At 45.6% G+C, this 21,131-nt stretch carries 18 protein-coding genes and 1 riboswitch; of the genes, 9 read left to right on the top strand and 9 right to left on the bottom strand.

What is annotated here, in order from left to right; genetic code table 11:
• Positions 1-218: 218 nt before the first annotated feature.
• Positions 219-1,199 (top strand): MDR family oxidoreductase, encoded by a 981-nt coding sequence (locus AB4585_RS15520; protein ID WP_017058820.1) that lies wholly within the window; start codon positions 219-221, stop codon positions 1,197-1,199.
• Positions 1,200-1,334: 135 nt separating this feature from the next.
• Here AB4585_RS15520 and AB4585_RS15515 read toward each other — a convergent pair whose 3' ends face one another.
• Positions 1,335-2,276 (bottom strand): LysR family transcriptional regulator, encoded by a 942-nt coding sequence (locus tag AB4585_RS15515; RefSeq protein ID WP_004736673.1) that lies wholly within the window; start codon positions 2,274-2,276, stop codon positions 1,335-1,337.
• Between the two features lie 156 nt (positions 2,277-2,432).
• Positions 2,433-2,618 (bottom strand): hypothetical protein, encoded by a 186-nt coding sequence (locus AB4585_RS15510; protein ID WP_004736674.1) that lies wholly within the window; start codon positions 2,616-2,618, stop codon positions 2,433-2,435.
• Between the two features lie 149 nt (positions 2,619-2,767).
• On the opposite strand from AB4585_RS15510, the gene tusA reads away from it, so the two are divergent.
• Positions 2,768-3,019 carry a sulfurtransferase TusA gene (gene tusA, locus AB4585_RS15505; RefSeq protein ID WP_004736675.1) on the top strand — a complete coding sequence of 84 codons (252 nt, stop codon included), beginning with the start codon at positions 2,768-2,770 and terminating at the stop codon, positions 3,017-3,019.
• 83 nt (positions 3,020-3,102) lie between these two features.
• On the opposite strand, the gene AB4585_RS15500 is transcribed toward tusA, so the two are convergent.
• Positions 3,103-3,357: a hypothetical protein gene (locus AB4585_RS15500; protein ID WP_372170190.1), complete on the bottom strand. Its 255-nt coding sequence runs from the start codon at positions 3,355-3,357 to the stop codon at positions 3,103-3,105.
• A 151-nt stretch (positions 3,358-3,508) separates the two neighbouring features.
• Complete coding sequence (locus AB4585_RS15495) at positions 3,509-4,063, bottom strand: TMEM165/GDT1 family protein (RefSeq protein WP_017058817.1); 555 nt, start codon at positions 4,061-4,063, stop codon at positions 3,509-3,511.
• A 93-nt stretch (positions 4,064-4,156) separates the two neighbouring features.
• Positions 4,157-4,273, bottom strand: a riboswitch (yybP-ykoY riboswitch).
• Between the two features lie 210 nt (positions 4,274-4,483).
• On the opposite strand from AB4585_RS15495, the gene glyQ reads away from it, so the two are divergent.
• The 4 genes from glyQ (at position 4,484) to AB4585_RS15475 (ending at position 11,265) form a co-directional block, all read left to right on the top strand.
• On the top strand, positions 4,484-5,401 hold the full coding sequence (gene glyQ, locus AB4585_RS15490) for a glycine--tRNA ligase subunit alpha (protein WP_017058815.1): 918 nt from the start codon (positions 4,484-4,486) through the stop codon (positions 5,399-5,401).
• Positions 5,402-5,403: 2 nt separating this feature from the next.
• On the top strand, positions 5,404-7,470 hold the full coding sequence (glyS, locus tag AB4585_RS15485) for a glycine--tRNA ligase subunit beta (protein ID WP_372170188.1): 2,067 nt from the start codon (positions 5,404-5,406) through the stop codon (positions 7,468-7,470).
• Positions 7,471-7,672: 202 nt separating this feature from the next.
• The gene (locus AB4585_RS15480; protein WP_372170186.1) at positions 7,673-9,760 is read left to right on the top strand and encodes an alpha-amylase; all 2,088 of its coding nucleotides are present in this window, start codon (positions 7,673-7,675) and stop codon (positions 9,758-9,760) included.
• A gap of 254 nt (positions 9,761-10,014) precedes the next feature.
• The gene (locus AB4585_RS15475) at positions 10,015-11,265 is read left to right on the top strand and encodes a valine--pyruvate transaminase (RefSeq protein WP_372170183.1); all 1,251 of its coding nucleotides are present in this window, start codon (positions 10,015-10,017) and stop codon (positions 11,263-11,265) included.
• A gap of 106 nt (positions 11,266-11,371) precedes the next feature.
• On the opposite strand, the gene AB4585_RS15470 is transcribed toward AB4585_RS15475, so the two are convergent.
• The 5 genes from AB4585_RS15470 to dnaA all read right to left on the bottom strand — a co-directional run bounded on the left by AB4585_RS15470 (position 11,372) and on the right by dnaA (position 18,482).
• Complete coding sequence (locus AB4585_RS15470; protein ID WP_009848140.1) at positions 11,372-11,806, bottom strand: Hsp20 family protein; 435 nt, start codon at positions 11,804-11,806, stop codon at positions 11,372-11,374.
• A 504-nt stretch (positions 11,807-12,310) separates the two neighbouring features.
• On the bottom strand, positions 12,311-14,728 hold the full coding sequence (gyrB, locus tag AB4585_RS15465) for a DNA topoisomerase (ATP-hydrolyzing) subunit B (protein ID WP_017058811.1): 2,418 nt from the start codon (positions 14,726-14,728) through the stop codon (positions 12,311-12,313).
• A gap of 17 nt (positions 14,729-14,745) precedes the next feature.
• Positions 14,746-15,825, bottom strand: a complete 1,080-nt coding sequence (gene recF / locus AB4585_RS15460) for a DNA replication/repair protein RecF (protein WP_017058810.1) — start codon at positions 15,823-15,825, stop codon at positions 14,746-14,748.
• 53 nt (positions 15,826-15,878) lie between these two features.
• Positions 15,879-16,979 (bottom strand): DNA polymerase III subunit beta, encoded by a 1,101-nt coding sequence (dnaN, locus tag AB4585_RS15455; protein ID WP_017058809.1) that lies wholly within the window; start codon positions 16,977-16,979, stop codon positions 15,879-15,881.
• 81 nt (positions 16,980-17,060) lie between these two features.
• The gene (gene dnaA / locus AB4585_RS15450) at positions 17,061-18,482 is read right to left on the bottom strand and encodes a chromosomal replication initiator protein DnaA (protein WP_017058808.1); all 1,422 of its coding nucleotides are present in this window, start codon (positions 18,480-18,482) and stop codon (positions 17,061-17,063) included.
• A gap of 311 nt (positions 18,483-18,793) precedes the next feature.
• Between dnaA and AB4585_RS15445 the strand changes: the two genes are divergently transcribed.
• The 3 genes from AB4585_RS15445 to AB4585_RS15435 all read left to right on the top strand — a co-directional run bounded on the left by AB4585_RS15445 (position 18,794) and on the right by AB4585_RS15435 (position 21,084).
• Positions 18,794-19,543 (top strand): amino acid ABC transporter substrate-binding protein, encoded by a 750-nt coding sequence (locus AB4585_RS15445; RefSeq protein ID WP_009848135.1) that lies wholly within the window; start codon positions 18,794-18,796, stop codon positions 19,541-19,543.
• Between the two features lie 135 nt (positions 19,544-19,678).
• The gene (locus AB4585_RS15440) at positions 19,679-20,350 is read left to right on the top strand and encodes an amino acid ABC transporter permease (protein WP_009848134.1); all 672 of its coding nucleotides are present in this window, start codon (positions 19,679-19,681) and stop codon (positions 20,348-20,350) included.
• The gene (locus tag AB4585_RS15435; RefSeq protein ID WP_017058807.1) at positions 20,347-21,084 is read left to right on the top strand and encodes an amino acid ABC transporter ATP-binding protein; all 738 of its coding nucleotides are present in this window, start codon (positions 20,347-20,349) and stop codon (positions 21,082-21,084) included. Before AB4585_RS15440 ends, AB4585_RS15435 begins: the two co-directional genes overlap by 4 nt.
• The last annotated feature ends 47 nt before the right edge of the window (positions 21,085-21,131 follow it).

Raw genomic sequence — 21,131 nt, 5'->3', positions numbered from 1 at the left:
GGGTAATCTTTTGTGCAGCTATATTTATATAGCTGCACTTTTTATTGCTTGGCATCCAACAATGCATCGATTGCGTTCAGCGAACTCAACGAGAGAAAAACCAACCCTGACATCTATGCACAAAACGCATATATTCAATGTTGATGTTTCATTATTTTTTCTCGGATGATTCAACTAAAGTTACTTCAGTTTCCTAATATTCCTCCACGGAGCAGATCATGTTTAAAGCACTTGTACTAAACCAAGAAGACAAAAAAACTATCGCGTCAGTTTCTCAAATTGAAGAATCTCAATTACCAGAAGGTAACGTGAAGATTGATGTTAGCTACTCTTCTTTGAACTACAAAGATGGTTTGGCGATTACAGGTAAAGGGCGCATTGTTCGCAACTTCCCTATGGTTCCTGGTATCGACCTTTCTGGTGTGGTTTCACAATCTGATGACCCTCGCTACAAAGCAGGCGACGAAGTGGTTCTAACTGGTTGGGGTGTTGGTGAAGGTCACTGGGGCGGCATGGCTGAGAAAGCAAGCCTAAACGGTGACTGGTTAGTGCCGATGCCTAAAGGTCTAGACGCTAAGAAAGTAATGGCGATTGGTACAGCAGGCTTCACAGCAATGCTTTGTGTTCAAGCTATTGTCGATGCTGGCATCAAGCCTGAAGACGGTGAAATCCTAGTTACCGGCGCAAGTGGCGGTGTAGGTAGCGTATCTATCACTCTACTAAACCAACTGGGCTACAAAGTGGCAGCAGTGACTGGCCGTGCTTCTGTAAACGGTGAACTACTTAAATCACTAGGCGCGACACGTATTGTAGAGCGTGCTGAACTAGAAGAACCAGCTAAGCCACTAGAAAAACAACTGTGGGCTGGCGCTATCGATACGGTAGGCAGCAAAGTGCTTGCGAAAGTATTGGCGCAAATTGATTACAACGGTGCGGTTGCGATGTGTGGTCTAGCAGGCGGTTTTGACTTACCAACCACGGTAATGCCATTCATTCTGCGTAACGTTCGCCTACAAGGTGTTGATTCTGTAATGTGCCCTCGTGAAAAACGTATTAAAGCGTGGGAACAACTGGCTGAGCTACTACCAGAATCTTTCTATGCTCAAGCAACCAAAGAAGTGTCTTTAGACGGTGCAATTCAAGCAGCAGAAGACATCACTAACGGTCAAATCACTGGTCGCGTAGTCATTAAACTATAGATTCTCAAACATAAAGTTATCAAACCTTAAGCAACGGCTTTAGACTTGGATAACCCAAAACAACAAAGGGCTGATTTTTATCAGCCCTTTTGCGTTTTTGTCATTCGGGTCAAGTGAACACAGACTCAGCTCCGGTTAACCCAAACCGACATCCGCAATCCGTTTTTGAATCAACTCACCACACTCTTCTTTTACCACTCTTCTTAACCATTGTTGTGAAGCAGAAGAATCGCAACGCGAGTGCCAGATCAGTGAGTAATCAAACGGCATAAATTCAAATGGTAATGGCTTAACAACCAAGTCATAACGCTCTGCTACCAAATAAGCCAAATCAGCAGGCACAGTAATCACCAACGGCATTCTATCAACAATCGCCAATGCAGCTTCAAGGTGATAAGCACGCAACACCATTTTACGAGGCTGTTGATTGGCTAACGCGTTGTCTAATAAAGCCTTAACACCATCACTGATCGCAATCATCGCATGTGGGAGTGAAACATAGTCTTCAAGGCTTAAAGGTTGATCGGCTAATGGATGGTTTTTAGATAACAGACACGACACACCAACCGGCCCCAAGACTTCTTGATGAAGTGGTGCAATGCTGCCACTCGGACGACAGATCGCCATATCAACGCGTTCGGTGCTGAGCTGTTTAAACAAATGCTCATGCTGCAACGGAGCAAACTCCAAAGAGATATTGGGTGCTTGTTCATAAATCTTAGGCAACGCATAAGGCAAGATGGTTTGCATCGCATAATCGGTGGTAGCGATCAGAAAACGTTCGCTGCAATAGTAAGGGTCAAAGTCACTCGGACTCAGCAATTGGCGAAAAGACTCCAAAGGCTGATCAATACGCTGACTGATCTCGAGTGCTTTCTTGGTAGGAATAAGGTGCTGACCTTGACGTGTAAACAACGGATCGTTTAGTAATTCTCTTAAACGCCCTAATACTCGACTGGTTGCGGATTGGCTTAAGTTAAGACGAAGCGCGGCCTGGCTTACGCTGCCCTCTTCAATCAATACCTTTAAAGCGACCAATAAATTAAGGTCTCTACGATAGATGTCTTCTAATTCCACGCCACTTACCTAGCTGTATACGATTGCCATTAGTCACTAAGTTGTTTATAGCATGCTTTAGATAAAAAAAATCCCGCAATTACGCGGGGAAGCCCAAGAAAATTTGGGGATAGTGTCGGAATGTTGTCGTATCGGAATTCGCTTGCTGTATTCGGGTTAGTGCTCTTGCTCTTCGGCTATGCCTTGCCAACGGCGCATCTCTACCCAAATACCAATAATCGTTGCTACTATGCCAAAAATAGGCATCAGTGAGGTCTCTGTCGATGAGCGTAGTACTAACGCACAAAAAGAAATAAAACAGAGAACCGAATAAATTGTTAATCTATCTAATCCTGTCAACATCGCCACTCCTTAGCTAGTTGCCTTTGCTTCAAGTTGTTATCAACTTGTTAACTAAGTTATAGGAAATGATTCTGTTTGCCAAGCACTTATTGCATATTTTTTCTGCAGACGTATTATTCACTCGTTAGATAGATATAGAGATACAAACCATGACATTCAAACCTGAACTGGCAACCCATACTTTAGAAGCTGAAGGCCTGCGTTGCCCGGAACCAGTAATGATGGTCAGGAAGACAATTAGAAACATGCAGGATGGCGATGTGTTACTGGTAAAAGCTGACGATCCTTCGACAACTCGAGATATTCCGAGCTTTTGTCGATTCATGGATCACCAGTTGGTAGGCCAAGCAACAGAAACGTTGCCTTACCAGTATTTGATCAGAAAGGGATTGGAGGCGTAACGCCCCACCGACTATCAAGTATCAAAAAAGCCGCTCGTACCTTATGTTCTTAAACAGAACTCAGAGTACGAGCGGCTTTTTGTTTATTCGCTTCTAGATTTGTTTTGCAGATGCTCCAGCTGATGCTGAATTTCTCGGATATCTTTGCGCATCGGAATAATATGCGCGACCCGAATCCAAGCCTCTACCGCAAGTGCAGTCATGATGATGGCACCCGCGACCATTGGCAGCCACACGTCCGTCAACACCATGCCTAACAGTGTAAGTGCAAGACCAAAAGTAAATAGATAACTTTGGCTTTGTGGAGTAATACCCATATAACGCGTCAACATAATCATGCCCTCGTGTTCTTAACTCACAAGATTAAAATATCATGACAAGTATGACAGTTATATGTCCATTCGCTCGATAAACCCCACAATACTGTAAGAGTATGACCTACAACACATTACTCTACTGATTGAGTATAATAAGACTCAATACCACCTGTTAATAGAAAGCAGCAGCGATAGCTAAACCCACGAATAGCAAGGCTGTGATCTTACGAATCAGATCAAGAGGCATCTTATCAGCAGACAGCTTACCGATGATCACCACAGGCACATTTGCCAGCAACATACCAATGGTTGTACCCAGAATCACCCACGCTAATGCATCCGCATATTGAGCCCCTAGGATAGAGGTCGCAATTTGGGTTTTATCGCCGATCTCAGCAATAAAGAAAGCGATAAAACTGGCGACAAACGGTCCTCGGTTTGAGATCTGTTCATCGTCATCTAACTTATCGGGAATCAAAATCCAGCCAGCCATCGCAATGAAACTGACCACCAGCACCCACTTTAATACTTCAGGTGAAAGATAATCAGCAACCACGACCCCGAGCCATGCTGCAAGGGCATGATTGGCAATGGTGGCAAAGAAGATAGCTGCGATGATAGGTATCGGCTTGCGATATCGACTGGCTAATAAAAGAGATAGCAACTGAGTCTTATCACCGATCTCGGCTAAGGCGACAGTTGTAATTGAAATTGCTAAAACGCTCACGACATGCTCATTTGGGATGGGGATTATTATATTTAACCAAAGACAAACCTCGCGCCCCATCCCGGTTCACGATGCTTGTCTATGGTCTTGCTAAGCACCACCAAGGTGGTGGTTGCCTCGAACGCCATGATGATTTTGCATCAATTATGTTGACGAACGAACTCATTCAATAGGATATGAATAAGTAAGCTACTCCCCAAAGACCGCGAGATTTTAATAGCCCATGCTTTCAAACACAAGTGTCAAAGTTATCAAAATATCCACTTGTGCCGAAAAACAAACATTAAAGGCACAAAAATCCACTAAACGACATTTTAGACCACTAATTAAACAAGATTACCCCTACTCGCTTTACGAATATCTCGGTATACTCAGAGGTTATTTTTCTCATTCATTTAAAAGAATCGCGCGAACCTGACTATGCAAAAATACGATATCAAAACCTTCCAGGGAATGATCCTCGCGCTGCAGGATTACTGGGCTCAAAACGGTTGTACCATTGTTCAACCTCTAGATATGGAAGTAGGTGCAGGCACCTCTCACCCAATGACATGTCTACGAGCACTTGGCCCAGAGCCAATGTCTACAGCTTACGTTCAACCTTCTCGTCGTCCGACCGATGGCCGTTACGGTGAAAACCCGAACCGTCTGCAGCACTACTACCAATTCCAAGTAGCGCTAAAACCATCGCCAGACAATATCCAAGAGTTGTACCTAGGCTCCCTAGAGGTTCTTGGTGTTGACCCACTTGTTCACGACATTCGCTTCGTTGAAGATAACTGGGAAAACCCAACACTAGGCGCATGGGGCCTTGGTTGGGAAGTATGGCTAAACGGCATGGAAGTAACTCAGTTTACTTACTTCCAACAGGTTGGCGGCCTTGAGTGTAAGCCAGTAACTGGCGAGATCACTTACGGTATCGAGCGTCTAGCAATGTACATCCAGGAAGTAGATTCTGTTTACGACCTAGTATGGAACGTAGCACCAGACGGTTCTAACGTGACTTACGGTGACATCTTCCACCAAAACGAAGTTGAGCAATCGACGTACAACTTCGAGCACGCAGACGTAGATTTCCTATTCACTTTCTTCGACCAGTGCGAGAAAGAGTGTAAAGAGCTACTTGAGCTTGAGAAGCCACTGCCGCTTCCAGCTTACGAGCGCATTCTAAAAGCAGGTCACGCATTCAACATCCTTGATGCGCGCAAAGCTATCTCTGTAACAGAGCGTCAACGTTACATCCTTCGTATCCGCAACCTGACTAAATCAGTTGCTGAAGCGTACTACGCGTCACGTGAAGCGCTTGGCTTCCCAATGTGTAAGAAGGAAGGTAAATAATCATGGCGAAGAATTTTCTAATTGAACTGGGTACGGAAGAGCTTCCACCAACAGCACTTCGTTCTCTAGCAGAAGCGTTTGCTTCTAACTTTGAAGCAGGTCTTAAAACGGCTGAGCTTTCTCACGAAGGCATCAAGTGGTACGCAGCACCTCGTCGTCTAGCACTTAAAGTAACTGCACTGGCTGAAGGCCAAGCAGACAAAGTGGTTGAGAAACGTGGCCCTGCTGTTTCTGTGGCATTCGATGCTGAAGGCAACGCGACCAAAGCGGCACAAGGTTGGGCTCGTGGTAACGGTATTACTGTTGAGCAAGCTGACCGTCTGAAAACAGACAAAGGCGAGTGGCTTCTTTTCAAACAAGAAGTAGCTGGCAAACCAGTTCAAGAATTGGTGATGGACATTGCTGCGAAAGCACTGGCTGGCCTACCAATTCCTAAAGCAATGCGCTGGGGTAACTCAGACATTCAATTTATCCGTCCAGTAAAAACACTGACAGTACTACTAGGTGATGAGCTTGTTGAAGGCGAAATCCTAGGCGTAGCATCTGCTCGTACTATCCGTGGCCACCGTTTCATGGGCGAACAAGAGTTCACAATCGACTCTGCTGACCAATACCCTGCGATCCTAGAAGAGCGCGGTAAAGTAATGGCAGATTACGAAGCGCGTAAAGCGATCATCCTTGCTGATTCGAAAAAAGCGGCAGCTGCGGTTGGCGGTACAGCTGACCTAGAAGATGACCTTGTTGAAGAAGTAACGTCTCTGGTTGAATGGCCAGTAGTACTGACAGCGAAGTTTGAAGAAGAGTTCCTAAAAGTCCCTTCTGAAGCTTTGGTTTACACCATGAAGGGTGACCAAAAGTACTTCCCTGTTTACGATGACAACAAGAAGCTACTACCGAACTTCATCTTCGTATCGAACATCGAGTCTAAAGAGCCTCGTCACGTTATCGAAGGTAACGAGAAAGTGGTACGCCCACGTCTTGCTGATGCTGAATTCTTCTTCAACACAGACCGTAAGCGCCCGCTTGTCGACCGTCTTGCTGAACTAGACCAGGCTATCTTCCAGAAGCAATTGGGTACTATCAAAGACAAAACAGACCGCATCACAGAGCTTGCAGGCTACATTGCTGAGCAAATCGATGCTGACGTTGAAAAGTCTAAACGTGCTGGCCTACTGGCTAAGTGTGACCTAATGACCTCTATGGTATTCGAATTTACGGATACTCAAGGTGTGATGGGCATGCACTACGCGACTCACGACGGTGAAGACGAGCAAGTTGCACTGGCACTTTACGAGCAATACATGCCTCGTTTCGCGGGTGACGATCTACCAAGCACTGGTATCTCTTCAGCAGTAGCAATGGCAGACAAGCTAGACACTATCGTAGGTATCTTCGGTATTGGCCAAGCACCAAAAGGTTCTGACCCATTTGCACTTCGTCGTGCGTCTCTAGGTGTGCTACGTATCATCGTTGAAAACGGCTACAACCTAGACCTAACCGATCTGATCGGCAAAGCGAAAGAGCTACTAGGCGACAAGCTGACTAACAAAAACGTAGAAGCTGACGTTATCGACTTCATGCTAGGTCGTTTCCGCGCATGGTACCAAGATGCTGGTTTCAGCGTTGATATCATCCAAGCGGTACTAGCACGTCGTCCAACTAAGCCTGCTGACTTTGACCAACGTGTTAAAGCGGTTTCTCACTTCCGTGAACTGGAAGCAGCAGAAGCACTAGCAGCAGCGAACAAGCGTGTAGGTAATATCCTTGCGAAATTCGATGGCGAGCTACCAGCTGAAATCGACCTAACGCTTCTTCAAGAAGACGCAGAGAAAGCACTGGCTGAAAACGTTGAAGTAATGACGGAAGCACTAGAACCAGCATTCGCAACAGGTAACTACCAAGAAGCCCTAAGCAAGCTTGCTGATCTACGTGAACCAGTTGATGCATTCTTCGATAACGTAATGGTTATGGCTGATGACGAAGCGCTTAAGAAGAACCGTCTAACGCTACTGAACAACCTACGTAACCTGTTCCTACAGATTGCTGACATCTCTCTACTGCAAAAATAAGCACAAGTGAGACAATTACTCTAAGTCATACTCTGAGTAATTAACGGTAAACACCCAAAGGGAAGCGAAAGCTTCCCTTTTTGTTTTTGTGAACCAAGCATTTGTTTGTAGAGGTCTTATTGATTAACTGAATGAAACAGCACTCAGACTGTAGAGGGCATTGTTTGCTATAACTGACCTGTTTATTCAGGGGAAGGGAACAATGAAAAAAACAGTACTCGCGCTTTCAATACTCGCACTCAGCGCATGCAGCCAAACCAGTGACAACAACCTATTACTGACAATTGATAACGACACTGTCGTATTCGAATCATCCGGTAAAGGCACCGTGATTGCAGAACAGGAACTCGCGAAAGGTAGCTATACCTTCTCTATCAGCGATACTCAAAATACCTGTGGCACCAACTATGCGCTGGCTGAAGAAAACCGCATCAAATTCAATAAACCCCTTCACCTAGACGACTGCGCCGAGAAGTCTGAATTAGATATCAAGATCTTTCGCGCTAACACCTATCAGTTTATGCTCAACCCACAAACCAATGAACTGACCGTTCAGATAAAGCCGAAGCAACAACAAGTACAAAGCTTTGCTTGTCCGGTTCCTAGTGACGAACCAACCATCATCGACGTTGCTCAAACCTTTGATGATGGCACCGTGGTTAGAGACGCTCTTTCAGGCAAACAAGTCACAGTAACGAATGGCAGCGTCACCATGCAGCCAGCAGAAAATAGCCAAGGTGTTCTGCTGCTTGAGAAAGTAGAACCAGAAACCAAAGCTGACTTTAGTTGGGATAACGCCACGGTTTACTTCGTAATGACTGACCGTTTCCACAATGGTAATCCTGATAACGACAACAGTTACGGTCGCAGCCAAGATGGACAAGACGAAATCGGCACCTTCCACGGTGGTGACTTGGCAGGCTTAACCGAAAAACTCGATTACATAGAATCACTCGGTGCTAATGCTATCTGGATAACGTCTCCGTTAGAGCAAATCCACGGCTGGGTTGGCGGCGGTGATCGAGGTGACTTCAAACACTACGGCTACCACGGCTACTACCATCAAGATTGGACCAAGCTCGATGACAACATGGGCACCGAAGACGAGCTAAAAACCTTCATCGATACCGCGCATAGCAAAGGCATTCGTGTTGTTTGGGATGTGGTAATGAACCACACCGGCTATGCGACGCTTGCCGACATGCAAGAGTTTGATTTTGGTAAGCTCAACCTAACTGACGAAGAAGCCAAACAAACACTTGGCGAAAACTGGACAGATTGGCAACCTGCCAAAGGTCAGAACTGGCACTACTTCAACAACTACATCTCTTACAGCGACAAAGAAGCGTGGGAAAAGTGGTGGGGCAAAGCTTGGCTACGCAGCGATATCGGCGCCTATGACTCTCCGGGCTACAATAACCTCACCATGTCTTTGGCGCATCTGCCCGATTTCAAAACAGAGTCGACAAAGACAATCGGGCTGCCTAATTTCTATCGCAATAAGTCCACCAGCGCGACCGATGAACTCAAAACACCTCGTAACCATTTAATCACTTGGTTATCGGATTGGGTGCGCGAATATGGTGTCGATGGTTTCAGGGTCGATACCGCTAAACACGTTGAACTCGAAGCATGGGCAGAACTGAAAGAGAGCACCAACCAGGCACTTGCCGAGTGGAAACAGAACAACCCAGACAAGGCCTTGGATGACTTACCCTTCTGGATGACTGGCGAAGTATGGGCACACAGCGTGGTCAAATCAGATTACTTCGCTAACGGATTTGATTCGATCATCAACTTTGAATTCCAGAGTGATATCGCACCAAAGGCGCTCAAGTGCCTATCCGATCTTGATGCTGATTACCTTCGATACGCAGAGAAGATCAACAACGACAGCGAGTTCAACGTACTGAGTTACCTTTCGTCTCACGACACCTCGCTATTCTGGACACAACATGGCAGTGACTTTGCAAAACAAACCAAAGCTGCAAACGCGTTGATGCTGGCTCCCGGTGCGGTACAGATCTATTACGGCGATGAAATCGCCCGAGACTTTGGCCCAACGGGTTCTGATCCAATGCAAGGCACACGCTCAGACATGCCTTGGGATCAAATCACTGGCGAACGTGCAGAGCTGCTAGAACACTGGCAAGCGCTTGGCCAATTCCGCCAACGCCACCCAGCCGTTGCTCAGGGTAAGCACATCATCCGTAACAGCAAGGGCTACTATGCGTTCGAACGCCAATACCAAGATGACAAGGTATTAGTCGTTTATACCGGTTCGAACTAAACCTTCATTAACATAAACACCAGAAACTAAAGGGGAAGCTTAGGCTTCTCCTTTTTTTATCGCTAAAGGTACGTTCAATAAGCAAGCTGTCACTCATTAACCAAACTTTATAGAAGTTTTTTACGTGTTAGAGCATTTGGCGCTATGCGTCGCAAAAACATTGCGGTATGTTCAAGGAATACACTGATGGCAGACATAAGGTCTGCCTTAATGACACGTAACAAGCAATCACAATGAATTAGGTAAAATTAGTAATGCAGTTCTCTAAGTTTGGCGAAAAGTTTAATCGATACTCTGGAATCACTCGTTTAATGGATGATTTGAATGATGGCCTGCGCACTCCTGGCGCTATCATGCTCGGTGGTGGCAACCCAGCCGCTATCCCTGCCATGCTCGATTACTTTAACCAAGCCAGTGCCGACATGCTCGCCAGTGGAGAACTCATCGCCGCCCTCGCCAACTACGATGGTCCGCAAGGTAAAGACAGCTTCATCAAATCGTTAGCGGCAATGCTGAAAGAGGCCTATGGCTGGGATATCAGCGAGAAGAACATCAGCCTGACTAATGGCAGTCAAAGTGGCTTCTTCTACCTATTCAACCTGCTAGCAGGCCAACAGCCTGACGGCTCACATAAGAAAATCCTACTGCCGATCGCACCGGAATACATCGGCTACGGCGACGCGGGTATTGATGACGATATTTTTATCTCTTACCACCCAGAGATCGAACTGCTAGAAAACCGTCAGTTTAAATACCACGTTGATTTTGAACAACTAAAGGTTGATGACTCAGTCGCGGCTATCTGTGCATCTCGTCCAACCAACCCAACGGGTAACGTACTGACCGACGAAGAAGTGCGTAAACTGGATAAACTGGCGCGTGAAAACAACATCCCACTGCTGATCGACAATGCTTACGGCCTGCCGTTTCCTAACATCATCTTTGAAGATGTCGAACCGTTCTGGAATGAAAATACGATTCTGTGCATGAGCCTTTCTAAGCTTGGTTTGCCGGGTGTGCGTTGCGGTATCGTAATTGCGAGTGAAGAAGTAACACAAGCATTGACCAACATGAATGGCATCATTAGCTTAGCGCCAAACAGTGTTGGCCCTGCAATTGCCAATCACATGATTGAAAAAGGCGATTTACTGCGCTTAAGTAGCGAGGTAATCAAACCTTTCTATAAAGATAAGTCACTACGTGCAGTTGAACTGTTACAAGACGCTATCGACGACCCTCGCTTCCGTATTCACAAGCCTGAAGGCGCTATCTTCTTATGGCTATGGTTTGATGAGCTGCCGATCACCACAATGGAACTGTACGACCGCCTTAAAGCTCGCGGCGTATTGATTGTTCCGGGTGAATACTTCTTTATCGGCCAAGAAGACGAGTGGGATCATGCTCACCAGTGCTTACGCATGAACTACGTACAAGATGATGAGGCGATGCAGAAAGGCATTGCTATCATTGCTGAAGAAGTGAAAAAGGCTTACTCAGAGCAGTAATAAGAGCTTTTAGCTTACCGCAGGTCAAATACAAAAAGAGCACCTCATTAGGTGCTCTTTCACTTTTACTTCCCGATATTTTTTAGCTCTAAGGAGCTAACAGTCATTAGCCTTCTAGTAGACTATTACCATTGATAGCAATCTTACGTGGTTGCATCGCTTCTGGGATTTCGCGTTCGAGGTCGATGTGAAGAAGACCATTTTCCATGCTTGCACCTACCACTTTTACGTAGTCAGCCAGTTGGAATTTACGCTCGAAATCGCGCTCTGCGATACCTTGGTATACGAAGGTTTTCTCTGCTTCTGCTTTACGCTCACCTTTCACAATTAGCATGTTCTCTTTCTGAGTCAGATCTAATTGGTCATCAGCAAAACCAGCGACTGCCATAGTAATACGGTAGTTGTTCTCGTCTTTTTGCTCGATGTTGTATGGAGGGTAACCGCCAGAAGAGTTCTTCGATGTATTCGCTTCCATCATGTTGAATAGACGATCGAAGCCGATTGCGTTGCGGTAAAGTGGAGTGAAATCTACAGTTCTCATAATGCTATCCTTTTAGTAAGCAATAGTCTTAGCTGCGAATTTTACTTGGATCTAACCTGTGTGTGACCCAGTAAACAGCTAAGAGATTCAATTCGCATTCCTCGGGTTTCACCTCTATTGGCGACAACGCTGGGACATGGCAATGAATCAATTTTTAAGTTGTGTGCTGCCAAAGTTATCCTCTATTGAGCGATACTTCGTTAGCGGTAATGAAGGTTCTGTTTCTTCTCTTGTAGAGCAAGACAGTCATCCTCTTCACAAATAGATATATGGATTGAGCAAAATAGTTTCAAGGGGTTATTTTCAATTATTTTTGCAACTCAATATTTTTCAATATCTTACAAACATAAAAAAGCACCATCCAAAGGATAGTGCTTTAAAATGATTTTAGTTTTTTGAGACGAAGCTATTTGGCTTTAGTTCAAGGAAGAGGCGCGGAGCATACGAATGTATGTGAGCACCTCTGACACAGAAATTAAGCCAAAGAGCGAAGTATCAAAGAGACTAAACGTCTAGGTTTGCTACTTTCAGTGCATTCTCTTCGATGAAGTTACGACGAGGTTCAACTTGGTCACCCATTAGCGTCGTAAACAACAAATCAGCACCAACAGCGTCTTCAATTGTTACTTGCATCATACGGCGAGTTTCAGGATCCATTGTGGTTTCCCAAAGTTGATCCGGGTTCATCTCGCCTAGACCTTTGTATCGCTGTAGGCTTAGACCACGACGAGACTCTTTCACTAACCAGTTCAGAGCATCAACGAAGCTAGAAACTTCTTGAGTACGCTCACCACGCTTAATGTAAGCGCCTTCTTCAATCAAGCCATCAAGAGCTTCAGAAAGATCCGCTAGCTTACCAAACTCTTTAGAGTTAATAAGATCGATGCTTAGTAGGTGTTCATGAGTCACACCATGAGTACGAACCACAATCTTAGGAACGCTTAAGCCTAGCTCTTCGTGTTTTTCAACTTCAAGGCTGTATTGGCTTGCACCTACTTCTTTCGCGTTTAGCTGTTCAACAAGCTGCTTACCCCAAGCTTCAACTGCCGCGTCATCATGACACTGCTCGGCCGTTAGACGAGGAACGTAAATCAGTTCGTGAACCAATGCGCGTGGGTAACGGCGGCTCATACGATCAACAAGCTTGATGCCTGCATTGTATTGCTGAACAAGCTTCTCTAAACCTTCACCTGCAAATGCTGGCGCTTCAGGGTTTACGTGCAGTTCTGCGTTGTCTAAAGCCAAAGATACTTGATACTGGTTCATCGCATCTTCATCTTTAATGTACTGCTCTTGCTTACCTTTCTTCACTTTGTAAAGTGGCGGTTGAGCAATGTAGATGTAGCCACGTTCAATCAGCTCTGGCATTTGACGGTAGAAGAACGTCAGTAGCAGGGTACGGATGTGAGAACCATCGACATCGGCATCGGTCATGATGATGATGTTGTGGTAACGCAGTTTATCTGGGTTGTATTCGTCACGACCAATACCACAACCAAGAGCGGTGATTAGCGTTGCTACTTCTTGAGAAGACAGCATTTTATCGAAACGTGCTTTCTCTACGTTAAGGATTTTACCTTTCAGCGGTAGGATTGCTTGGTTCTTACGGTTACGCCCCTGCTTAGCTGAACCGCCAGCAGAGTCTCCTTCCACAATATATAGTTCAGACAGTGCAGGATCTTTTTCCTGACAGTCAGCAAGCTTACCAGGAAGACCCGCTAAATCTAATGCGCCTTTACGACGAGTCATTTCACGAGCTTTACGCGCTGCATCACGAGCACGTGCTGCATCAATAATTTTAGAACAAACTGTTTTCGCTTCACCTGGGTTCTCAATAAGGAACTCAGACAACTTCTCACCCATTGTAGATTCAACGGCAGACTTCACTTCTGAAGAAACCAGCTTATCTTTAGTTTGGCTTGAGAACTTAGGATCAGGCACTTTAACAGAAACAATCGCCGTCAGACCTTCACGAGCATCATCACCAGAGGTCGCAGTCTTCGCTTTCTTAGAGAAGCCTTCCTTGTCCATGAAGCTGTTCAGAGTACGCGTTAGCGCCGCACGGAAACCTGCTAAGTGAGCACCACCATCGCGTTGAGGGATGTTGTTGGTGAAACAGTAGATGTTTTCTTGGTAGCCGTCATTCCACTGCATCGCAACTTCAACGGTAATACCGTCTTCGCGCTCAGAGTTAAAGTGGAAGATTTTTTGGATGATTGGCGTTTTGTTAGTATTAAGGTGTTCAACAAACGCTTGGATACCGCCTTCGTATTCGAAGTGATCCATTTTGTCTTCTTCGCGCTCGTCAATTAGCTTAATTGATACACCTGAGTTCAAGAATGATAGCTCACGTAGACGCTTAGCTAAAATGTCGTAATGGAACTCGATGTTAGTGAAGGTTTCTTCACTCGGCCAGAAACGAATCTCTGTACCTGTTTTATCCGTGTCACCGATAACCGCTAGTGGCGCTTGAGGCTCACCGTGGCTGTAGGTTTGAGTGTGGATTTTGCCACCGCGGTGGATAGTAAGAGTAACTTGCTTAGAAAGTGCGTTAACTACTGAAACACCAACACCGTGCAGACCACCAGATACCTTGTACGAGTTATCATCGAACTTACCACCAGCGTGAAGAACCGTCATGATTACTTCGGCTGCAGATACGTTTTCTTCTGGGTGCAATTCTGTTGGAATACCACGGCCGTCATCGCTCACAGACACAGAACTATCTTCATGGATAGTTACAATGATGTCATTACAGTGACCAGCTAGCGCTTCATCAATAGAGTTATCTACCACCTCAAAAACCATGTGGTGCAGACCGGTACCATCATCCGTGTCGCCAATGTACATTCCAGGACGCTTACGTACCGCATCCAGACCCTTCAGTACTTTAATACTCGATGAATCGTAATTATCTGACATAGTTACTCTCTGACTAATTATCCTTGCTCTATTTTGCCATGTTCCACATGAAACATCCTGCTATTTTCGTCATGCATATCTGCAATCTGATCAGCGGTAATAGAGCTTACAAAAACTTGAGCCTGGGTCGCCTTTAAACACTCAGCAAGACGTGCTCGGCGTTGGCTATCTAATTCGGAAGCGAAGTCATCTATCAAATAGATGCACTGCTTACCTGTCATTTGAGTGAGGTGTTGCCCTTGTGCTACTCGTAGCGCGCACACCATCAACTTCAATTGACCTCGTGACAAGACATCTTCCACTGGAGTGCCGTTCACTTTTATCTTCAGATCCGCTTTGTTTGGCCCACTAAAGGTGTAACCAAGCTGCTGATCCCTTTCAAAATTCTTTTCTAATATATCGGCGTACGGGGTGTCTTTGTCCCAGCCACGATAGTAGTTAATCTTTATCTCAAACTCAGGAAGGAAGGTCGCACAGATTTCTTCGGCGACTTCTTTGAGCTGATCAACGTAGGTGGCACGCCACTGACTGATGCTTTCTGCTAAACGGGCCAATTCTTGGTCCCAATAGCTCAGCTCTCGATAGTGCGTTGCCGTTTTCAATAAGGCGTTTCGCTGCTTATTGAGGCGCTTTACCCTGCCCCACGCATCATAAAAGCCCGACTCACTGTGGAAGACTCCCCAATCAATGAATGCTCGGCGATGCTTAGGTCCATCGGTTAGTAAATCAAACCCTTCAGGGTGAATCAACTGCAAAGGTAAGACTTGAGCTAACTGAGCCAACTTTTGCCCAGTTTGACCGCTTATTTTAACCTCTGTCGTGCCATCGCGCTGCTTATTAATGCCAATTGGCAGCTCAAATTGATCCGAGGTCATAAAACGGCCATGTACAAACAGCTCACTACACTCGTTTTGTATGATACGACCGGTAAGTGAACTCTTGAATGAGCGACCATGTCCGAGCAGATACACAGCTTCAAGGACACTGGTTTTGCCGCTTCCGTTAGCCCCTATAAGAAAGTTAAAGCCTGATGACGGTTGAATGTCACAGGCTTCAATATTTCTAAACTGCTTAACGATTAAGCGCGATAAAGGCATAACGTCTTCATATTAATCTTCAATCACGACTTGGTAGGTCAACATAGGGCTGCTTATAAGCGAATTGGCATAACAACGTACATCGCGCTGTCATCTTGTGCGTTCTCGATAAGAGCACTCGCATTGGCGTCTGACATTGAGATGCGAACCTGTTCACAACGCAGTGTGTTCAGAACATCCAATACGTAGCTTACGTTGAAGCCAATCTCTAGCGCGTCACCGTCGAAGTTAACATCGAGTACTTCTTCTGCTTCTTCTTGCTCTGGGTTGTTCGCGGTAATGCGCATCTCGCTATCCGCAAGGTTAACGCGAACACCACGGAATTTTTCATTCGATAGAATCGCAGCACGAGAAAATGCTGAACGTAATTCATCACAGCCAGCTTCAAGTGTCTTGGTGGTATTTTGCGGCATTACGCGGCGATAATCAGGGAAACGACCATCAACCAGCTTAGAAGTGAAGACATAGTTGTTCACTTCAGCTCGCACGTTAGAGTTACCAATTTGCAGTGTTACTGGCTGTTCAGGTGCATCCAATAGCTTCACTAACTCTTGAACACCTTTACGAGGAACAATGATCTGCTTCTGAGCAAAATCCGCACCCAGTTGTGCTTGAGATACTGCCATACGGTGACCATCGGTCGCTACGCTGCGCAGGATAGAGCCTTCAATCTCAAACAACATACCGTTGAGGTAGTAACGAACATCTTGGTTCGCCATTGAGAATTGTGTTTTCTCGATAAGACCGCGAAGTTCAGCTTGTGTCACTGACACTTCAACTTCACTGCTCCAGTCTTCAATATTTGGAAAATCTGCCGCAGGTAATGTTGCTAAAGAGAAGCGGCTACGACCAGAGCGAACCTGAATACGGTCACCATCCAATACCACCGTGATCACTGAGTTATCTGGCAATCCACGGCAGATATCTAGGAATTTACGTGAAGGTACGGTAATGCTACCCGCTTCGAAATCACCTTCAAGCGTTACACGGCTGATCAGTTCAACTTCTAGATCCGTCGCTGTCATCGACAACACGTTATCTTCTACTTTAATCAGTAGGTTTCCTAGAATTGGAAGCGTTGGCCTGCCACCGAGTGCGCCAGATACTTGTTGTAATGGCTTAATCAGGTGACTACGTTCAATGGTAAATTTCATATCTTGCTCTTACGGTCTAAATGGCACTGCGTAATAGTACGTGGCCAAGATTCTGCTTATTAAGGTTAAGAATACTGTGTATTAAGAAGAAAGGGTACGAATCAAGTTCGAATAATCTTCTTTAATGTCGTGGCTCTCTTCACGCAGCTGAGCAATCTTACGACAAGCATGCAGTACCGTCGTGTGGTCACGACCACCGAATGCATCGCCAATCTCAGGCAAGCTGTGGTTTGTTAGCTCTTTCGCCAGTGCCATCGCCAATTGACGTGGACGAGCAACAGAACGAGAACGACGCTTAGACAATAGATCAGCGACTTTGATTTTGTAGTACTCGGCTACTGTCTTTTGAATGTTATCAATAGTGACCAGTTTTTCTTGCAGTGCAAGTAGGTCACGCAGTGCTTCACGCACGAAGTCGATCGTGATCGGGCGGCCAGTGAAGTTTGCATTCGCAATAACACGGTTCAATGCGCCTTCCAGTTCACGAACGTTAGAGCGTAGACGCTTGGCAATAAAGAACGCCACTTCATCCGCAAGGTGAATTTGGTGGTCTTCGGCTTTCTTCATCAAGATCGCAACACGTGTCTCAAGCTCTGGTGGCTCAATCGCTACCGTCAAACCCCAGCCGAAACGAGATTTAAGACGATCTTCTACCCCGTTGATCTCTTTTGGATAACGGTCAGACGTTAGGATGATCTGTTGATTGCCTTCAAGCAGCGCGTTAAAGGTATGGAAGAACTCTTCTTGAGAACGCTCTTTATTAGCAAAGAATTGGATGTCATCGATAAGCAATGCATCAACACTACGGTAGTAGCGCTTAAATTCTTCGATCGCGTTGTTTTGCAGAGCCTTTACCATATCCTGAACAAAACGCTCTGAGTGCATGTAAACCACTTTCGCATTCGGCTTATTATCAACAATGGCGTTACCCACCGCATGCAACAAGTGCGTTTTACCTAAACCAGTGCCGCCGTATAGGAACAACGGGTTGTAGGCTGTACCTGGGTTATCAGAAACCTGACGTGCCGCAGCCAAACCGAGTTGGTTCGACTTACCTTCAACAAAGTTATTGAACTTATGTTTTGGGTTCACGTTTGAGCGGTGATTCAAGTCAACCGCGACAGGCTCTTCATCACGCCAGATATTATGGACAGGTTTGCGAGCTTGTAATTGCGCAGGTGCTGATGACTCAGCGGCCACATCAGCTGCAGTGCGAGTCTGAGTTGGTGTCGGTGTCGCAGGCTTTGGTGCAATCACACGCTTGCTTCCCACTTCAAAATGAAGATGTGGGATATCGTTACCGCAATATTCTTGCAGCAGACGGTTAATGCTATTTAGATACTTATCACGAACCCAATCGAGTACGAAACGGTTCGGTGCAAATAGAGTTAGAGTATTGTCATTGAGTTCCGCTTGTAACGGACGAACCCACATACTGAATTCTGTAGCTGGTAACTCTTCTTGAAGCTGTTGCAAACACTGCAACCAAAGCGAAGATGACACGGTGCCCTCACTCTATTTAAAGTAATATGAAATGACCGCTAATTTTACCTGTTGATAAGTCAGATCACCAGCAATTGATCACAGATCCAGTGAATAAGATCCAAGTTATTCACAATAAATTTGTAATTTATCGGTGGATCCACACATCTTGCCCCTAATTTACTCACACAATGATCCACTTATGCCCGGATCCTTGCTAGTTATCCCCAAATCGGGAATTCAATCTGGTTATGGTTAATAACATCTGGTTATTTATTCTAGTGAGCATTTTCCCAGTAACATCCAAACCCATAAATATAAGGAGTTACCAAATGAATAACTGGATTAAGGCTGCAATTGCGGCTATCGCACTCTCTGCTGCTACTGTTCAAGCTGCGACTGAAGTTAAAGTCGGCATGTCTGGTCGCTATTTCCCGTTTACGTTCGTTAAACAAGACCAGCTACAGGGTTTTGAAGTGGATTTATGGGATGAGATCGGTAAGCGTAACGATTACAAGGTTGAATACGTAACGGCAAACTTCTCTGGTCTGTTTGGTCTTCTTGAAACGGGTCGCATCGATACCATTTCAAACCAAATTACAATGACGGATGCACGTAAAGCGAAATACCTATTCGCAGACCCATACGTAGTAGACGGCGCACAAATTACCGTTCGTAAAGGTAATGACAGCATTAAAGGCATCGAAGACCTTGATGGCAAGACGGTTGCGGTAAACCTAGGCTCAAACTTTGAACAACTGCTTCGCAGCTACGACAAAGATGGCAAGATCAATGTAAAAACCTACGATACAGGTATTGAACATGACGTGGCACTGGGTCGTGCCGATGCATTCGTAATGGATCGCCTATCAGCACTAGAGCTTATCAAGAAGACTGGTCTACCATTACAACTAGCAGGTCAGCCATTCGAAACAATTGAAAACGCTTGGCCTTTCGTCGACAACGATAACGGCAAAAAACTGCAAGCAGAAGTAAATGAAGCATTAGCAGCAATGCGCGCAGATGGTACGCTAGAAAGTATCTCTCAGAAATGGTTTGGTGCGGACATTACTCAGAAGTAATTACTCACTTTCTCCATTCAAGGCCCACTGCTTTATACAGCGGTGGGCTTTTTGCTTTTGTGCACTGATTAAAAAACCTGATACAACAGTACTTACATATAGAACAACACTGCCAATAAAAATACGAGATAGATTATGGGATTTGACTTTAATTACATGCTAGAGCTGTTGCCAATACTACTGAAGTATTTAGGCACCACGATGGAGATGGCGACCTGGGGCTTGTTCTTTGCTCTGATCCTGTCTCTGATACTGGCGAATATTCGTGTATTCAAAATCCCAGTGCTCGACCAACTGAGCCAGCTGTACATTAGCTTCTTCCGAGGCACACCACTGTTGGTGCAGCTGTTCCTCCTTTATTACGGCTTACCACAAGTCTTCCCGTGGATGGTTGGGTTGGATGCCTTCAGCGCCGCTGTGATTGGCTTAACCCTGCACTTTGCCGCGTATATGGCAGAAAGTATTCGTGCCGCGATTATCGGTATTGATCGCAGCCAGATGGAAGCCAGCCTTTCGGTCGGTATGACAACCAGCCAAGCGATGCGCCGAGTGATCTTACCGCAAGCAACTCGCGTGGCACTGCCGTCGTTGATGAACTACTTCATCGATATGATCAAGTCGACTTCACTTGCCTTCACCCTAGGTGTCGCCGAAATCATGGCTAAAGCTCAGATGGAGGCTTCTTCAAGTTTCCGCTTCTTCGAGGCTTTCTTAGCAGTCGCACTGATTTACTGGGGCGTGGTGGTTATCCTCACTCGTATTCAAATTTGGGCCGAAGTGAAACTGAATAAGGCGTATGTACGATGATCAAATTACAAAATATCCACAAGCAGTTTGGTGACACCGAAGTTTTGAAAGGGATCGACCTAGAAATCAAACAAGGTGAGATAATTGTCATCATAGGTTCAAGTGGTACGGGTAAATCTACCCTACTGCGTTGTGTGAATTTTCTAGAGCAAGCCGATCAAGGCACGATTTCGATTGATGATATCAAGGTTGATACTCAGAAACACACTAAGGCAGAGGTGCTTGCACTGCGTCGTAAGACCGGTTTTGTGTTCCAAAACTATGCACTGTTCGCTCACCAAACCGCGAGACAGAATATTGCTGAAGGTTTAATTACCGTTCGTGGTTGGAAAAAACAGCAAGCCCATGAAAAAGCACAACAAATACTTGATGATATTGGCTTAGGTGACAAAGGTGATAGCTACCCAGCCGCGCTCTCTGGTGGCCAGCAACAACGGGTGGGTATTGGCCGTGCAATGGCACTACAACCCGAGCTTTTACTGTTTGATGAGCCGACTTCAGCGCTCGATCCTGAGTGGGTTGGCGAAGTGCTTAACCTAATGAAAAAACTGGCAAATCAGCATCAAACCATGCTGGTGGTTACCCATGAAATGCAGTTCGCGAGAGAGGTCGCAGACCGAGTGATCTTCATGGCTGACGGTCATATTATCGAGCAGGGATCTCCACAGGATATTTTTGGTAATCCACAGGATCCTAAATTAAAAAAATTCTTAAATAAGGTTGGGATCGACTAAGGATCCTTGTGATTTTAGTTATTCTACGTATAATCCCCCGACCGGAA

Source organism: Vibrio sp. 10N.222.49.C9 (assembly GCF_041474985.1).
Classification (GTDB): domain Bacteria; phylum Pseudomonadota; class Gammaproteobacteria; order Enterobacterales; family Vibrionaceae; genus Vibrio; species Vibrio crassostreae_C.
The sequence above is the reverse complement of the archived record's forward strand: the minus strand, read 5'-3'. Positions and strand labels throughout refer to the sequence as shown.

Coding starts and splice junctions, on each gene's coding strand:
- AB4585_RS15520 (WP_017058820.1), top strand. CDS start 219: ATGTTTAAAGCACTTGTACTAAACCAAGAAGACAAAAAAACTATCGCG.
- AB4585_RS15510 (WP_004736674.1), bottom strand. CDS start 2,618: ATGTTGACAGGATTAGATAGATTAACAATTTATTCGGTTCTCTGTTTT.
- tusA (WP_004736675.1), top strand. CDS start 2,768: ATGACATTCAAACCTGAACTGGCAACCCATACTTTAGAAGCTGAAGGC.
- AB4585_RS15500 (WP_372170190.1), bottom strand. CDS start 3,357: ATGATTATGTTGACGCGTTATATGGGTATTACTCCACAAAGCCAAAGT.
- glyQ (WP_017058815.1), top strand. CDS start 4,484: ATGCAAAAATACGATATCAAAACCTTCCAGGGAATGATCCTCGCGCTG.
- glyS (WP_372170188.1), top strand. CDS start 5,404: ATGGCGAAGAATTTTCTAATTGAACTGGGTACGGAAGAGCTTCCACCA.
- AB4585_RS15480 (WP_372170186.1), top strand. CDS start 7,673: ATGAAAAAAACAGTACTCGCGCTTTCAATACTCGCACTCAGCGCATGC.
- AB4585_RS15475 (WP_372170183.1), top strand. CDS start 10,015: ATGCAGTTCTCTAAGTTTGGCGAAAAGTTTAATCGATACTCTGGAATC.
- AB4585_RS15470 (WP_009848140.1), bottom strand. CDS start 11,806: ATGAGAACTGTAGATTTCACTCCACTTTACCGCAACGCAATCGGCTTC.
- gyrB (WP_017058811.1), bottom strand. CDS start 14,728: ATGTCAGATAATTACGATTCATCGAGTATTAAAGTACTGAAGGGTCTG.
- recF (WP_017058810.1), bottom strand. CDS start 15,825: ATGCCTTTATCGCGCTTAATCGTTAAGCAGTTTAGAAATATTGAAGCC.
- dnaN (WP_017058809.1), bottom strand. CDS start 16,979: ATGAAATTTACCATTGAACGTAGTCACCTGATTAAGCCATTACAACAA.
- AB4585_RS15445 (WP_009848135.1), top strand. CDS start 18,794: ATGAATAACTGGATTAAGGCTGCAATTGCGGCTATCGCACTCTCTGCT.
- AB4585_RS15440 (WP_009848134.1), top strand. CDS start 19,679: ATGGGATTTGACTTTAATTACATGCTAGAGCTGTTGCCAATACTACTG.
- AB4585_RS15435 (WP_017058807.1), top strand. CDS start 20,347: ATGATCAAATTACAAAATATCCACAAGCAGTTTGGTGACACCGAAGTT.